The organism is Agrobacterium salinitolerans, from assembly GCF_002008225.1.
Lineage (GTDB): Bacteria > Pseudomonadota > Alphaproteobacteria > Rhizobiales > Rhizobiaceae > Agrobacterium > Agrobacterium salinitolerans.
Map to the genome: position 1 here is coordinate 245,035 of NZ_MRDH01000005.1, position 14,543 is coordinate 259,577.

Annotated in this window: 15 protein-coding genes; all 15 read left to right on the top strand. The window is 56.3% G+C overall.

Annotated elements, in window-relative coordinates:
- The first annotated feature begins 188 nt into the window (after window positions 1–188).
- Window positions 189–1,400: an ABC transporter substrate-binding protein gene (locus BS627_RS03915; RefSeq protein ID WP_077981973.1), complete on the top strand. Its 1,212-nt coding sequence runs from the start codon at window positions 189–191 to the stop codon at window positions 1,398–1,400.
- A gap of 69 nt (window positions 1,401–1,469) precedes the next feature.
- Window positions 1,470–2,216, top strand: a complete 747-nt coding sequence (locus BS627_RS03920) for an SDR family NAD(P)-dependent oxidoreductase (RefSeq protein ID WP_022557630.1) — start codon at window positions 1,470–1,472, stop codon at window positions 2,214–2,216.
- A 3-nt stretch (window positions 2,217–2,219) separates the two neighbouring features.
- Window positions 2,220–3,116, top strand: a complete 897-nt coding sequence (locus tag BS627_RS03925; protein ID WP_077981975.1) for an NAD(P)-dependent oxidoreductase — start codon at window positions 2,220–2,222, stop codon at window positions 3,114–3,116.
- Window positions 3,113–4,012, top strand: a complete 900-nt coding sequence (locus BS627_RS03930) for a branched-chain amino acid ABC transporter permease (RefSeq protein WP_077981976.1) — start codon at window positions 3,113–3,115, stop codon at window positions 4,010–4,012. The genes BS627_RS03925 and BS627_RS03930 overlap by 4 nt, the downstream gene beginning before the upstream one ends.
- Window positions 4,005–4,991 (top strand): branched-chain amino acid ABC transporter permease, encoded by a 987-nt coding sequence (locus tag BS627_RS03935; RefSeq protein WP_077981977.1) that lies wholly within the window; start codon window positions 4,005–4,007, stop codon window positions 4,989–4,991. Before BS627_RS03930 ends, BS627_RS03935 begins: the two co-directional genes overlap by 8 nt.
- Entirely contained in the window at window positions 4,991–5,767 is a 777-nt protein-coding gene (locus BS627_RS03940) for an ABC transporter ATP-binding protein (protein WP_077982011.1), read from the top strand. Before BS627_RS03935 ends, BS627_RS03940 begins: the two co-directional genes overlap by 1 nt.
- The gene (locus tag BS627_RS03945) at window positions 5,760–6,521 is read left to right on the top strand and encodes an ABC transporter ATP-binding protein (RefSeq protein WP_077981978.1); all 762 of its coding nucleotides are present in this window, start codon (window positions 5,760–5,762) and stop codon (window positions 6,519–6,521) included. The genes BS627_RS03940 and BS627_RS03945 overlap by 8 nt, the downstream gene beginning before the upstream one ends.
- A complete protein-coding gene (locus tag BS627_RS03950) occupies window positions 6,502–7,353 on the top strand; it encodes an N-acyl homoserine lactonase family protein (protein ID WP_245306994.1) in 852 nt (283 codons plus the stop codon). The genes BS627_RS03945 and BS627_RS03950 overlap by 20 nt, the downstream gene beginning before the upstream one ends.
- Window positions 7,354–7,407: 54 nt before the next feature.
- A complete protein-coding gene (locus BS627_RS03955) occupies window positions 7,408–8,058 on the top strand; it encodes a GntR family transcriptional regulator (protein ID WP_022557637.1) in 651 nt (216 codons plus the stop codon).
- Window positions 8,059–8,139: 81 nt separating this feature from the next.
- The gene (locus BS627_RS03960; protein WP_077982012.1) at window positions 8,140–8,718 is read left to right on the top strand and encodes a cysteine hydrolase family protein; all 579 of its coding nucleotides are present in this window, start codon (window positions 8,140–8,142) and stop codon (window positions 8,716–8,718) included.
- A 207-nt stretch (window positions 8,719–8,925) separates the two neighbouring features.
- Entirely contained in the window at window positions 8,926–10,143 is a 1,218-nt protein-coding gene (locus BS627_RS03965) for an FAS1-like dehydratase domain-containing protein (protein WP_022557639.1), read from the top strand.
- A 15-nt stretch (window positions 10,144–10,158) separates the two neighbouring features.
- Window positions 10,159–11,343: a CaiB/BaiF CoA transferase family protein gene (locus tag BS627_RS03970; RefSeq protein WP_077981980.1), complete on the top strand. Its 1,185-nt coding sequence runs from the start codon at window positions 10,159–10,161 to the stop codon at window positions 11,341–11,343.
- Window positions 11,340–12,533: a CaiB/BaiF CoA transferase family protein gene (locus BS627_RS03975; RefSeq protein WP_077981981.1), complete on the top strand. Its 1,194-nt coding sequence runs from the start codon at window positions 11,340–11,342 to the stop codon at window positions 12,531–12,533. Before BS627_RS03970 ends, BS627_RS03975 begins: the two co-directional genes overlap by 4 nt.
- Window positions 12,534–12,549: 16 nt before the next feature.
- Window positions 12,550–13,416, top strand: a complete 867-nt coding sequence (locus tag BS627_RS03980; protein ID WP_022557642.1) for an HTD2 family dehydratase — start codon at window positions 12,550–12,552, stop codon at window positions 13,414–13,416.
- Window positions 13,413–14,252 (top strand): HpcH/HpaI aldolase/citrate lyase family protein, encoded by an 840-nt coding sequence (locus BS627_RS03985; protein ID WP_077981982.1) that lies wholly within the window; start codon window positions 13,413–13,415, stop codon window positions 14,250–14,252. The genes BS627_RS03980 and BS627_RS03985 overlap by 4 nt, the downstream gene beginning before the upstream one ends.
- The last annotated feature ends 291 nt before the right edge of the window (window positions 14,253–14,543 follow it).

Consider the following 14,543-nt stretch of genomic DNA (forward strand, 5'->3'; position numbering starts at 1 on the left):
TAATGCAATGTAATATCTGTATAAAATCAGTTTTAAGCGATTGATGTGATCGCTATCATCGATGCAATATGTCTTGATCATCAAGCAAATGCTGCGGTGCATAATGCATTTTATGTTGACCGGTTTGCGGCCGTCGCATACGCTTCAGTTGGAAAGATGGTTGGTTTAATTCGATGGGGAGGATCGAAATGTTGCCAGGTATCACTCGACTGCTTTTAACCGCTGGCGCGCTTGCTGTGTCGCTGGCGAGCTCTGGAGCTGCGTTAGCTCAGGAGAAGGGAATAGATCCCGAAAAGAAGATCGTCACCGTTGGGGCATTTACCCCGGTGACGGGGCCCGTTCCCTTCTATTCCGTATTGACCCACGCTGCAGACGCATATTTCAAGCATCTCAACGAGAACGGCGGGGTCAAGGGCTGGACGGTCAACTACATTACCTACGATGATGGTTACGATCCGGCACGCAGTGTCGCGGTCAGCCGCAAACTCGTTGAGGAGGATGGTGCTTTTGCATTGTCCGCGCCTGTGGGGACTGCGACCAATGTCGCTGCAATTCCTTACGCGAAGGAAAAGAAGGTGCCGATGATCGGACCGATCGGCGGTGCGAGCGCGTTCTTTGTAGAACCGAACGTATTTCCACTCTTGCCGGACTATGGTTGGTCGGCGGCGTCGAACCTCGATTACGCCGTGAAGGATCTCGGTCTTAAGAAAATTGCGCTCCTTTGGGAGAACGACGAGCTCGGCAAATCTGCTAAACGCGGCTTCGACCTCTATATGAAAGAACTCGGGCTTGAACCCGCGGAATCGGTTCCGTTCGATGTGAAGACAACGAGTTTCAGCCCTCATATCAGGCGTGTCGCCAATTCCGGTGCTGAGGCGGTCATCCTGTTCGGCTCCAACGCCAATCTTGCTGCGGCACTCAAGGCGGCGGACCTGCAGGCACTCGATGTGAAATGGTTTGCTCCCTTCTTCACTGCCGATCCATCAACGGTGAAGTTGGCTGGAGACCTCTTGAATGGAACATATTTCTCCTCGTGGTTGCTGCCTGTCAGCAGCGATGAAGCAGAGGTGAAGGCTTATCGCGAATCCGTGGCGAAATATTACCCGAACGATCCTGTCGGCGTTTTCGGCCTGAATGGCTGGAGCAACGCTGCCCTGTTTGCAAAGGGCTTCGAAGCTTTGCTCGACAGCGGAAAACTATTGACCGGCGAAAACCTCATCGCGGCTCTCGAAACACTTGACAACGCTTCTGTGGGCGGAGCGCAAGGCGTATCGTTCAAGGCTGGAGATCATCGCGGTACACGCCAGGAAGGCATCATCCAGGCGAAGGACGGGAAATTCGAACTCGTGCGCGAGTTTCGTCCCTATCCAACGGCCGTCTTCGACGCTCCCGCTCAATAAGCTCCGTGTCTCAAAGCATCTCCCGCCTGGTCGGGCGGGAGAAACCTGTAAGAAACATTGGAGCGTTTGATGAATATACCAATTAGTGCCCCTGCTCGTCTTGATGGGCGTGTCGCCCTCATAACGGGCGCAACCGGCGGGATTGGCAAGGCCACCGCCTACGCGCTCGCACAGGCGGGTGCTACCGTAGTTGCAACCGACATTGCCGAGCACGCAGAATTTGACAATTCTGCTATCGAATATGCGAAGTACGATGTGACTTCGGCTTCGCAAACGAAGTCTGTGATCGCCGATATTATGGCGCGTTACGGTCAACTCGACATTCTGATCCTTTGTGCCGGCACAATCACCCATCGCCCTCTGACGGAATCGACCGATGACGAATGGCGCGCAATGCTTGACGTCAATCTTATGGGCGTCGTCAATCCTGTTCGTGAAATCTATCCCATAATGGCCAGCGCTGGCGGAGGTAAGATCGTTGCACTTGGGTCTATCGCGGCAAAGATAGGGGGCGTGGCATCGGGCCCTGCCTATGTTGCCGCCAAATCCGCTGTCCACGGACTGATGAAATGGGTGGCAAAAGCTGGAGCTTCAAAAGGTGTCTATGCGAGCGTCATCGCACCTGGGCCGGTCGAGACACCAATGTGGAACACGGTCACCCAGCGTGCCGCACCTTCTGCCAATGGCAATGTGCCGCTTGGACGATACGGCCAGCCCGAAGATATCGCCCAAGCCATACTCTTCCTTTGTTCGCCAGCATCGAACTGGATCACCGGAACGGTGCTCGATGTGAATGGCGGCATGCTGATGGATTGAACCATGACAGATAATTTCACGATAGGTTTCGTCGGGCTGGGCGTCATGGGTGGCGCTATGTGTCGCAACGTAGCACTCAAGCATCCCGGCCGCGTCATCGCGTTCGATATGAACGACGAGGCATTCTCCATATTGGATGGCACGAATGCTGAACGAGCAGCGTCGATCGCTGCGGTCAGTGCTCACTCAGATTTTATACTTCTATCGCTGCCGGGCGGGCCACAGGTAAAGGCCGTGGCTGACGAGGTTGGAAGACATGGGCGATTCGGTGCCACGATCGTCGATCTTTCGACCACGCCCGTCGCGCTTGCCAGACAAATCGCGGATGAGCTCAGCCAGTTGGGGTTGAACTTCGTTGACGCGCCTGTGGCGCGAACGCGCGAGGCAGCCCAGCGCGGCGAGCTCAGCATCATGGTTGGTGCAACAAAAGACGTGTTCGGCAAGGTCAAGCCCATCCTCGAATATATGGCAACCGATATTACCCATGGTGGAGAGGTCGGTGCCGGGCAGGTGCTCAAGCTCGTCAACAACATGCTTGTCTTTGAACATGTCGTGACACTTGCAGAGATGATCGTGCTGGGCGAACGTGCGGGCGTGAACGCTGAAACCCTTCTCGACGCTGTCTCGAAGGGGTCCGGCGACAGCTTCGTGCTGCGCAATCATGGCCGAAAGGCAATGTTGCCGCGGCAATTCCCTGAACGTTCTTTCCCGCCTGAATATGTCTTGAAGGACATCGATTACGTTTTCCAGCTCGCCGCCGAGACGGGCGTGCCGCTCAAGGCGGCGGAGACCGTGCGACGCTATTATGAAATGGCCATCGAGAAAGGGCTTGGCGGCCAATATTTTCCAGGCGTGATCCGGCTTGTCGAAGATGGAAGCATGTCCGAGGTGCCGGCATGAACGGCGTCTACAGCTTTATTCTCGATCTTTTTCCACTGGTGTGGTCGGGCATCGTCACCGGCTGTCTTTACGCACTCGGTGCGTTGGGTCTTGTGATGATCTTCAAAAGCTCACGGGTGGTAAATTTCTCCCACGGCAACATCGCGGGGCTTGCTGCCTTCCTGATCTACGGATTCTCCAGCGGCACTCTCTTGAGCCTTTCCTGGGGGAGTGCCGTGCTGCTCGCTGTCCTGATCGTTGTCGCCATTGCATTCCTTAGTTACGCAATCATTGCACCGATCATGGGGGCGTCCGACCTCACTGCGACGATTACCACGCTTGGGATTGGCCTTATCGCGCAAGGCGTGACGCTTCTCATGTTCGGCGCGGATATTGTGCCGCTCGAGCTGCCGCTTCCACGGTTCAGTGCCGCGATCCTCGGTCTTCGCATCACCGGATACGACCTTACCGTCCTGGCCGTTGCAGTCGTTACGATTGTCACCCTCTTTCTCGTAATTGACTACACCAAGCTGGGTGTTGCTTTTCGCGCGATATCGGCAAATCCCGTTGCTGCGGAGATTTGCGGTCTCAACCTGCGCTCAATTCACCTCTTTGCGTGGATCGTTTCTGCGGTGCTCGGTGTCATCGGCGCGCTTTTGATCGTACCGACAACGTTTCTGAGTTCGACCACGGTGGCAACGTTCATGCTGCAGGCATTCGCAGCTGCGGTCCTGGGGGGCTTCGGGAGCTTGCCTGGAGCGCTTGCTGGCGGGGTATTGATCGGCATCCTCATGAACCTTTTCACATTCTACGTGTCGCCCGAGTTCACCAACACGTTTCTCCTTGTGGTCATTCTGGGTGCCCTGAACCTCTTTCCAAATGGACTTTTTGCCAGAGCAGGAGGCAGCCGTGTCTGACACTACCGCGACACTCCACGCGCAGCGTGGACATTCAACGGCATTTCGGGCGATGGTGACAGAAGTACAGCTCGATGCACTGATCCTTTTCGTTTTGCTGGTTCTGCCGCTGATAATTTCCGGTTCATGGCGATATGCCCTTGGCCTTTGCTTTGCCAACAGCATCGGCGTGCTGGCGGTCAGCGTCTTGGTTCGCTATGGTGGAGAGGTTTCCATCGGTCACAGCTTCTTTGCTGCCCTCGGTGCCTACTCCGTTGCGATTTTGGAAGCGCATTTGGGGATGCCGCTTGCCGTTTCTCTTCCCGTCGCCATCGTTGCCGGCACGCTCTTTGGTGTCCTCTTCGCCTGGCCATCGCGTCGACTTTCGGGGATATACCTTGCGGTTTCCACCATGGCCCTGGCGCTTGCCTTGCCCGAGATCATCATAAGTGCTGACCGCTGGACGGGTGGTTTCGAAGGGCTCTACGTCTCGAAGCCGTTTCTTCCAGGCCTGCCGGTCGAACCGCAACGCTATTATGTTACGCTGATTGCGCTTGCCTGCATCGTCTATGCGTTGGTGCAGCTACGACGGTCCAGACAGGGACGTGCTCTGTTACTTGCAAGGACACATCCCGCCGCGGCAGAAGCCTTCGGGACACGGCCAGCTTGGGCCAGGGTGAGTGTCCTGGGGATCAGTGGCGGTATTGCCGCGATCTCGGGTGCGATGCTCGCCTTCGCGAGCTCTGCCGTCTCGCCAACGGGCTACACATTCTGGTCGTCTATCTTCCTGCTCGTCGGATCCGTGGTCAGCTTCTATGGGCTCACCTTGACCCGGGCTTTGATTGGCGGCGCCTTCCTCACGCTTGTGCCGCAGGTTCTGGCAGGTTCGGGGGCCTGGATCCCTGTCTTTTACGGTGTTGCTCTTATTGGCGTCGTTCTTCTCGGGCATTTCTCACCGAAGATCGCGCAACGGGTGGCAAGAAGCCGGGAGGGGACGTGATGGATGCACATAGCAAGTTGCTCAAGGGAAACTCGATATCGCTCTCTTTTGGTGGCATCAATGTTCTGAAGGGGTTGGATGTCGAGTTCAGGTCGGGGGAAATTACCGGTTTGATTGGACCGAATGGCGCCGGAAAGACGAGCCTTTTCAACTGCCTGACCGGTGCCTATCAGCCTCAGGGTGGTTCCATCACATATGACGGCCGGCCGCTTGATGGCTTGTCTCCTGCAGCCAGAGCCTCGCGAGGCGTCGTTCGCAGCTTCCAGACCGTTGCCCTGTGCCCCGACCTGACCGTTACCGAAAATGTGATGATCGGACTTGCGAGGAATTATCACGCCGGGTGGGCGAGCGTCTTTCTACCGCTCGCAGGTGGCCGACGAGAAACCGCCGAGATGAAGCAGGCGGCATTGGAAACCTTGTCGAGCCTCGGGCTTGCCGAAGCCGCTGGCCTCTTTCCTCAGCAACTGCCGCCAGGCATGCAGCGTCTTGTGGAAATTGCCCGGGCCATAGTTGGCAAGCCATCGGTCTTGCTTCTCGACGAACCTGCCGCCGGGCTCAACAATGCGGAGACACGGGATCTCACACGAACTTTGAAGAGCATCGCATCTCCCGATCTGGTCATGGTCGTTGTGGAGCATGACATGGATCTCGTCATGTCGCTTTGCGACAGGATCTACGTGATCAACTTCGGCGAGGTCGTCACATGCGGGGCCCCCGATGCCGTGCGCACCAATGAAAGAGTTGTCTCAGTTTATCTCGGGAGCGACGATGACTAGCCTGCTATCTGTCAATAACCTCTCCGTTTTCTATGGAGCAGGCGCTCAGGCCGTAGAGAACGTCAGTTTTGACGTTCAGCCCGCCAAGGTTACTGCACTTCTTGGGGCGAACGGCGCAGGCAAATCGTCGATCATGAAGGCGATTGCAGGACTGGTTCCCTTTCGCGGCAGCATCGTCTATGAAGGGGAACACATCGACAAGCTGACGACACGGGAGCGGGTTCGACGCGGGATTGTCTACGTGCCGGAGCGACGCGAAATCGTCGGAGATCTCAGTGTACGTGAAAACCTGATTTTGGGCGGATATCAGATAGCCGCCTCGGAGAGGCGACGGCGGATGGACGCCATCCTTGAGCTCTTCCCCGAAATAGCGGGCAAACTCAGTGGCGGTGCCTGGCGCTTGAGTGGCGGCGAGCAGCAGATGCTGGCAATCGGCAGGGGATTGATGTCTGGGCCGAGACTGCTGTTGCTGGATGAACCCTCCCTAGGTCTGGCGCCACTCCTTGTGAGACGTGTCTTTGAGAGGCTTGGCGCGATCCGTGGTGACGGAGATCTGGCAATCGTTCTCGTCGAACAGAACCTTAGAATGACAATGCGTCTATGTGACGATCTGCACTTTCTCCGCAGCGGGCGTTTGGTCGGCTACCGACGTGCCGAAGAGCTTCAAGACAGTGCGGCGCGCCAGCAGGCCATCGACACATATCTTGGCGCGACATCGGTCTCAGAGGGTGAACATGACAAAGCATATGCCTGACATTGAAGCTGTAACCGCTAACGGGCGATCGTGGGAAATTCATGCGATACGCTACGGCACAAACCAGCGCCGTACGCGCGGGGACAATTTCATCCTCGAGAAGCATCCGGCCGACCAAATGCCGATGGATTTTTATTGCTGGATCCTTCGCTCATCGGAAATCGTGATCGTTGTTGACACAGGCATGGACCTAGAAAAGGCCGCCAGACACGGACATGACATAACTCATAGCCCCGTCGACGTCTGGCGCTCGCTCGGCATTGATCCTTCTTTAGTCGGGACGGTCATCCTGACGCACGCACATTACGACCATCTCGGTCACCTCGATGCGTTTAAAAATGCCCATTTCCATATGCAGGCCGAGGAAATGGACTACGTCACAGGACCGTGGATGCAGAGGCCATGGTTTCGTCGTGCCTATGAGGCTGACGAGATTTCGCGCCTTGTCCACCTGCTTCACTCAGACCGATTGACTCTACACGGACGCGATCAACAAATTGCTGACGGGGTGTCGGTACACTGGGTTGGCGGCCATTGCGCTGGACAGGAAATCGTTCGGGTCCGTACCGACCGTGGCTTCGTTGTTCTCGCATCCGATGCTTTGCACTATTATGAGGAATACGAGCGCGGCATTCCTTTTTCCGTGGCGTTCAATCTATCGGACATGATTGCCGGACATGAACGTATTCGGGAACTCGCCGACAGCGATGATCATGTCGTTCCAGCGCATGATCCACGGATTGCCGAAATCTATCGCGCGTCTACCGATCAACCAGCCGCAACCGTCTTTCGGCTCGACCGACCTCCGTTAAATGAGGGGATAGCGCGATGATGAGATATTGCATTGTGCACCATCTCCGGGATAGTTCCAAAGGGACACTCGGTCATGAAAGGCATGCGCGTGAAATTTCGTACGAAAGAAGAATTCGTCGCCGATTTCCTGAGAGAAGGCATCATCTCAGGCCGTTTTGCTCGGGGTTCCAAGCTCAAACAGGCGGAGCTGGCGCAACTGATTGGAACGAGCATCACGCCGGTGCGCGAGGCAATCAAGCTTCTAGAGGCGGAAGGTTTCGTGCTTGGGGATTCTCATCGCGGGGCGATTGTCGCGCCCTTCGATATGGATGCGACCGAAGAGATCGTGGACCTGCGCGTCACGTTGGAATCGAAGCTTGCTCTGGCAGCCATGAAACGGTTGACGCCACAAACCATGGAAGATTTACGCAATTTGCAGGGTCAGATCGAGGAGGCCGCAAGCAGAGGCGACCGCGAAGCCGTGCGCGTAATCAACTATCGTTTTCACGAAGCGATCTACATGGCATCGGAACTGCCTCAGACCTTGCAATTTGTCCGAACACTCTGGGCACGCTATCCTTTCGACCTCATCAACAAGCTGGAAAACCGTATCGATCGGGCCTCGGCCGAACATCGAGAAATGCTCAGCGCGATCATCGTACGAGACGAGGCGGCCATGCTGACGGCACTTCGGTCACACATCAGGGCTGGGTGGGACGAATTCAAGGCCAGTTATTCCACGTAGGGCGTCTGTTCGACCGGACCTATTGCGAACTCTCGCCCTTGACTAGCCTTAAACATGGAATGTCAGTTCAGGAGTACTGCAATGGCCGCTGATACAGTTCTGCTCGTCATGGATATGATCAATGACCTCATCCATCCAGATGGAATGGGTGCGAAGACTTATGGCGTGAAGTGCCGTGAGAGGAACGTCTACGAAAACACGAAATCGATAATCCGGCGCGCACGTACGTCCGGGTTGCCTGTCGGTTATGTCAGGGTTGGCTTTTCTCCGGACTATCGTGAATGCCCGCCGAATTCTCCGGTCTTCTCCAAGGCGCGTGACAATGGCTTCTTTAAACTTGGATCCTGGGGCACCGAGGTCTATGACGAGTTCCAGCCGCAGGACGGCGATATTGACATCGTCAAACATCGCGTCAGCCCGTTCTATGGCACCAGGTTGCCTCCATTGCTCAGTGCCATGGGCGTGAAACGCCTTCTTTTAACGGGTGTGTCGACCAATGGCGTCGTGCAGGCCGCGGCCCGAGAGGGGCATGACAGGGATTTCGAGTGTGTTGTGCTCGAAGACTGCTGCGCTGGTGCGACAGATGAAGAACATGACTATGCGTTGGCTGGCGTGCGCCGCTTCGCGGACGTTTCTACTTCAGTAGCTGTCGCGATCTAAGCATAAAACGCAATTTAGCGCCTTCGTTGCTTCCGGAAACTTTCCGGGAGAGCGGAGGCGTTTGCGCGCTTAAATCATATACAAAACAACAACTTAAGTGAATTTTTAAACCGTTTTTCCGTTGACCTAAATAATATAAAATGCATTATCTTTCTTAGCGCGCCTCGTGAGTTGAGGGCAGGTGCAGTGACTTCTTTGGAGGAAGATATGAACGTTGAGGTTATCGACAAGTCGAAGCAGGATGTGGGAGGTGCTCCAGCGGAGGGTCGCATCACCGATGAGGCTGTTGCAGCCGCCCGTGGGATGATTGGCCTCCAGTTGCGGCCGGAAGGTCCATATCTGCAGGATGCGACACCTGACACGCTGCGAAACTGGTGCAACGGTATCGGCGATCTGAACCCGCTCTATCGTGAGCAGGAATATGGTCGTAACTCCCGTTACGGCGGCCAGGTCGCTCACCCCATGTTTCCGATGGCGTTTGGATGGGTTGGTCGCACGCGCTGGGGCTTACCGGGCGTCCACGGCTTTTATGCAGGAAATGACTGGGAACTGTTTCGCCATATCCGCCCGGGGGATCGGATCAGCGCCATCGAGCGTGTCGTTGGCGTTGAGGAGAAAGAGAGCAAGTTTTCCGGGCGTCTTGTCTTGCAATATGTCGAAGCAAGTTACAGCAACCAGCGTGGCGAACTTGTCGCACGGGCGCTCGGGACATGTACTCGCCATGAGCGAAAGGCAGCGCGGGATGCGGGAAAATACAAGGACATCGTGACCCACGAATACTCGGGCGAGGAGTTCGAACAAATTGATGAGGCGATCCTTCGTGAAGAAGCCCGCATTCGTGGCGCTAATGTCCGCTATTGGGAAGATGTCACCGAAGGCGAGCAACTTGACCCCATTGTCCGCGGACCGCTGTCTCTGATGGACACGATGGGTTTTCTTGTGGGTTGCGGTCGTGGCCATACCCATGGCGTCGTCTTCAAGGCAGCGATGAAGCATCCAGGCCATTTCTTCCGAAATCCTGAGGCAGGTGGCGGTATCGAATATACCGGTATTGGCCACCATCGTGAATCGACGGCGAAAGAGGTCGGGGTTCCAGGCGTATACGACTACGGTCCGCAGCGTTCATCCTGGATGTGTTCTCTTGTCACGAACTGGATGGGCGATGCCGCCTTCCTTAAGCGGGTCCGTACTGAGATGCGCCGGTTCAATACGATGGGAGACTCTACCTGGTGCAAGGGCAAGGTGACGCGCAAATACATCAAGGATCGCCACGCCCTTGTTGATATCGAGATATGGGGCGAGAACCAGCGCGGAGAGATAACCACGCCTGGTCTGGCAACGGTTATCCTGCCGAGCCGGGACCCTAACATTCCCGTTCACTTTGATGGGGGAAATCTCGATCTCGAGCTTCCGGTCGTCCGGTAAGGTCTGGAGGCAAAGATGGATACGTCGCTTCCGCTTTCGGGTATTCGATGCGTCGAACACTCAACCAGTGTCGCCGCAGCCTACGCTGGACGTCTTTTGGCGGCGATGGGGGCTGAGGTTATCCTGATCGAACCACAGGAGGGCTCGCCGTTAAGGCGCGAGCCCCCGTTCCTCGGGCCCAAAAGCGAAGAGAGTGCCGTCTTTGCATACCTTTGCGCCGGCAAGCGCTCTGTCATGATCGATCTCGATACGGAGTGCGGGAGGCGGGAACTGAGTGTCATGCTCGAGACCTCGGACATTCTGATCGAGGATATTGCCATGGCCGACAAAAGGCGAATGGGCGTCGATCCTGAAGTCGTCGCTGTAACTCTGCCGAACCTCGTTCATCTCTCGGTCCTGCCGTTCGGATCCTACGGGTCGAAATCTAATTGGGCCGGGAGCGAACTCAATCTCATCCATTCGTCAGGAGAAGGATTTCTTTTGCCGAATGGTCTTTCCGCCTCACTCTTTCCCGACCGGCCACCTTTGAAGATTGCGGGACATTTTGCCGCGATGCAGGGCGGTATTGCTGGTGCACTGAGCGCTCTTGCCGCGGTTTGGAGTGGGAAGGGGCAGTATGTCGATGTCTCCATTCAAGATGCCAATTTGGCTGTCGGCGCGTTTACTGTCCAGCGTTACGGAGACGGGTCCCTCGAGCACCGTCTGACGCGTTCTTTCCGTTACGGCGGGGTAATCGAGTGCCGGGACGGATATGTCGAACTGCTCACGCTCGAGCAGCGGCAGTGGCACGGGCTGGTCGAACTGATGGGATATCCCGAATGGGCTCAGGACGCTGCCCTCGAAGACGCCGTCATTCGCAGTCAACGGGGAGATCTCATCAATCAGGAAATTCGAAAATGGGCTGCGCGATATCCAGTCGATGAGATTGTTGCCGCCGCACAGCGCCTTGGCGTCCCTATGGCCCGATATAATACGCCGGAACAGATCCTTTCAGGGCAGCACGAAGAGGCGCGAGGTTTGTTCTCGTCGATTGAGCGCGCCGATGGTGGCGTGTGCCGAATTCAGTCGGCACCATTCCGATTTGGGCCAGATCCGCTTCCGGTAATATCCTGGCCCGCGATGCCAGAAGCGAACGTGGCTTCCACAAGCGAAAATGCCGCCGCTCCAAGTGAAAAGATGTTCTGGAAGGAGCAGGCATGAAACCTCTCGAAGGCGTAACAATTGCTGATTTCACGGTACATGCTGCCGGACCCTTTTGTACTCACATGCTTTCGCAACTTGGCGCTCGATGCATCAAGATCGAGAGCGCCTTGCGGCCAGATATTTTCCGCAAGCCGCATGCGGTTTATGGACGAAACGGGCCAGCAAGCTTCGACCAGGTGGCGTCGAACAAACTCTCTGTAAGACTGAACATGAAACATCCGGAAGGGGTTGCTCTGGCAAAAAGGCTGGTCGCAGTTTCGGACGTGGCAGCGGAAAGCTTTCGGGCGGGTGTGATGACTAGGCTGGGGCTCGGTTATGCTGCTCTGAAAGAAGTGAAGTGCGATATTGTGATGGTCTCTGTGTCTTCATCCGGACAGACGGGGCCAGATTCACACTTTGCAGGCTACGCGCCGCTTTTTGGTGCATGGGGCGGTCTTGGATACCTCTCCGGCTACAGTGACGGTCCGCCGATGGAAATGCGTCACGTCATGGACCATTCGGTGGGATTGAATGCTGCGCTCGCAACGGTCGCGGCACTTCATCAAAGGCGGCGAACGGGCCAAGGGTCTCATGTCGACGTTGCTGCTCGGGAGGTCGCATCGTCGCTTGTCGGGGACACCCTTATGTCGGTCTCTGCAGGAGGTCACGTCGAAAGGTTGGGCAACGACGACTACCGGATGTCTCCGCATGGGCTTTATCCAACAGACCAGCCAGACCGGTGGCTCAGTATTGCCGTCGCCAGCGAATGCCAATGGCGTGCGCTGGCGGAACATGCCGGGCTCGCACACCTTCTGGCAGATCCACGCTTTTCCAGTCCTGAGGCTCGTCATGCAAACCGGAGGGACCTGGACATCGCGCTCAAGGAATGGACTGTCTTGCAGGACGCAGACGCTTCTGCTTTCGCCCTTCAACGCCTCGGCGTCCCCGCCCATGTGTCCTTCAACACACGCGATCTTGTGCACGATCATCACCTGCGCGAGCGTGGAGCAATCGTTGATGTCGACGGGAATGAAGGAGAACGACGGGCTGCCGTCGGTTTCCCCGCCCGGTTTTCCGTAAGCGATCCTGCAACAATAGAGAGGGGGACCCCGAAACTCGGTGAGCATGAAAGCTTCGTCTATGGCGAGCTTCTCAGGATGTCCCAACGCGAAATCGACGGACTGATTGATCGGCATATCATTTTTTGAAAGAAGGGGAATTTAGATGTCAGCAGATCCGGCAGTCAGCATGGATGAGGCGGCGGTGGGGTCCGTCGGTCGTACTGAAAGACGTTTCGCCCTGATTGATCCAGACCGCGTTGCAGCACTTGCCAGCACACTCGATCTTCCATCGGCGCCCGGCGCTGGTGCCCCCCTCCCTGCCGCGTGGCACTGGATTTTCTTCAATCCTTTCGTTCGCCGAAGCGATGTGGGACACGATGGCCACCCGAAAAGAGGTGGATTTCTGCCTGATGTTGGGCTCCCGCGGCGCATGTGGGCAGGCGGACGATTGAGGTACCGTGCGCCCTTGCCAATTGGAGGCAAGGCCGAACGAATAAGTGAGATCATCAGCGTGACACCCAAGACTGGAAAGTTGGGACGGCTTGTTTTCGTTTCGGTCCGTCATCGGGTGATGTACGGAGAAACCCTCTGCATAGAGGAAGAACAGGATCTCGTTTATCGCGAGCCGCCACAGTTGGGTGCTTTGCCGCCCGCAGTTCAACGTGCAGCACAGGCTGCGCTATGGTCACGGCGTATAGAGCCAGATCCAGTCCTGCTCTTCAGATATTCCGCTTTGACATCCAACGGTCATAGAATTCACTACGACACCCCATATGCGCAGGAGGTGGAAGGGTATCCGGACCTCGTCGTGCACGGACCGTTGATTTCAACCCTGCTTCAGGAACTGGCACAAACCGTCAGGCCGGAACGGCGTCTTGTGCGGTTCGATTTCCGGGCCGTGTCTCCTCTGTTTGTGAGCGCTCCTTTTCATCTGGAAGGCGCCGAAACGGCAGACAAGGATGTCTTGGCGTTTTGGGCGAAGGGACCTGAGGACAATCTTGCGATGACGGCGGAGGCTGAGTTCGAATGACTGAAAGTGCGTCTGAAAATTCGTGTCAGACAGGCGTGGCCAGGACGTATCTTTTCGTTCCTGGCAATCGACCTGATCGGTTCGAGAAGGCAGAGGCTTCAGGAGCGGATCGGATCATTATCGACCTGGAAGACGCGGTGGCTCCAAGCGAAAAAGATGACGCTCGGATCGCCATGAGCCAATGGTTGAGAGGCGGGCATGCGAGCGTTGTCCGCGTCAACGGTGCCGATAGTTTCTGGTTTGACGCTGATCTTTCTGCGGTCGCGACTGTTTCGTCGGCCGAGGTCATGTTGCCAAAAGCGGATTTGGTATCTCTAAAGCAGGTTCTCCACTACCTTGTAGACCGTCCCGTGATTGCTCTGATCGAGACGGCGCAAGGTCTGCAGCAGGTGAACGAAATTGCGAGGATGAAGGGCGTGTCTCGCATAGCGTTCGGCAATATTGATTTCAGTACGGATGCGCGGCTCCCGGTGGCAAGTCCAGCGTTGGATCACGCGCGGTTCCAGATTGCGATGGCGTCACGTTGCGCAGGCTTGCCGTCGCCCATCGACGGCGTCACCGTCTCTTTAGACACCGATATCGATCTGCTCGCAGATCTCAGACGAGCAGTTGATTTCGGATTCGGAGGAAAGCTGTGCATCCATCCAAAACAGGTCGCTGCTGCAAACATTCTTTTGCGACCGAGCGCGGATGACATCACCTGGGCGAGGACCATTATGGCCGCCGCAGAAATGGCTGGAGATAATGTTACTCAGCTCGAGGGAAAGATGATCGACCGACCCGTTGTCCAGAGGGCAGCGCATATACTCAGACAGTCTTCTGCCGAAAAAACATGACGAAGGAACATCATGGTTTGTAAACCTTGAGCCTTGCTATGTGGCGACCAGGAGGTGGCCCTGCCATACCCCTTCCACGGCTTGATGGGGGTAAGCGGGTTAGATTCATTGGAGATGCCAAGACAACCAGCGGACCCAATGCGTGCAATACAGCCGCGAGAAAACACCCGGATGTCTTAAGCCGCGCGCGGCAACTTGTCGGGCGTGACCTGTTGATTTCCACTGAGAGCTGACCCGGCGCAGCCCGATATTTCCATTGAGAAGTGACCCATGTTTCAACCGTCCCTCGCA

What these genes read in the sequence shown, in the direction of transcription:
- BS627_RS03915 (WP_077981973.1), top strand. Translation starts at nt 189, where the DNA reads ATGTTGCCAGGTATCACTCGACTGCTTTTAACCGCTGGCGCGCTTGCT.
- BS627_RS03920 (WP_022557630.1), top strand. Translation starts at nt 1,470, where the DNA reads ATGAATATACCAATTAGTGCCCCTGCTCGTCTTGATGGGCGTGTCGCC.
- BS627_RS03925 (WP_077981975.1), top strand. Translation starts at nt 2,220, where the DNA reads ATGACAGATAATTTCACGATAGGTTTCGTCGGGCTGGGCGTCATGGGT.
- BS627_RS03930 (WP_077981976.1), top strand. Translation starts at nt 3,113, where the DNA reads ATGAACGGCGTCTACAGCTTTATTCTCGATCTTTTTCCACTGGTGTGG.
- BS627_RS03940 (WP_077982011.1), top strand. Translation starts at nt 4,991, where the DNA reads ATGGATGCACATAGCAAGTTGCTCAAGGGAAACTCGATATCGCTCTCT.
- BS627_RS03945 (WP_077981978.1), top strand. Translation starts at nt 5,760, where the DNA reads ATGACTAGCCTGCTATCTGTCAATAACCTCTCCGTTTTCTATGGAGCA.
- BS627_RS03950 (WP_245306994.1), top strand. Translation starts at nt 6,502, where the DNA reads ATGACAAAGCATATGCCTGACATTGAAGCTGTAACCGCTAACGGGCGA.
- BS627_RS03955 (WP_022557637.1), top strand. Translation starts at nt 7,408, where the DNA reads ATGAAAGGCATGCGCGTGAAATTTCGTACGAAAGAAGAATTCGTCGCC.
- BS627_RS03960 (WP_077982012.1), top strand. Translation starts at nt 8,140, where the DNA reads ATGGCCGCTGATACAGTTCTGCTCGTCATGGATATGATCAATGACCTC.
- BS627_RS03965 (WP_022557639.1), top strand. Translation starts at nt 8,926, where the DNA reads ATGAACGTTGAGGTTATCGACAAGTCGAAGCAGGATGTGGGAGGTGCT.
- BS627_RS03970 (WP_077981980.1), top strand. Translation starts at nt 10,159, where the DNA reads ATGGATACGTCGCTTCCGCTTTCGGGTATTCGATGCGTCGAACACTCA.
- BS627_RS03975 (WP_077981981.1), top strand. Translation starts at nt 11,340, where the DNA reads ATGAAACCTCTCGAAGGCGTAACAATTGCTGATTTCACGGTACATGCT.
- BS627_RS03980 (WP_022557642.1), top strand. Translation starts at nt 12,550, where the DNA reads ATGTCAGCAGATCCGGCAGTCAGCATGGATGAGGCGGCGGTGGGGTCC.
- BS627_RS03985 (WP_077981982.1), top strand. Translation starts at nt 13,413, where the DNA reads ATGACTGAAAGTGCGTCTGAAAATTCGTGTCAGACAGGCGTGGCCAGG.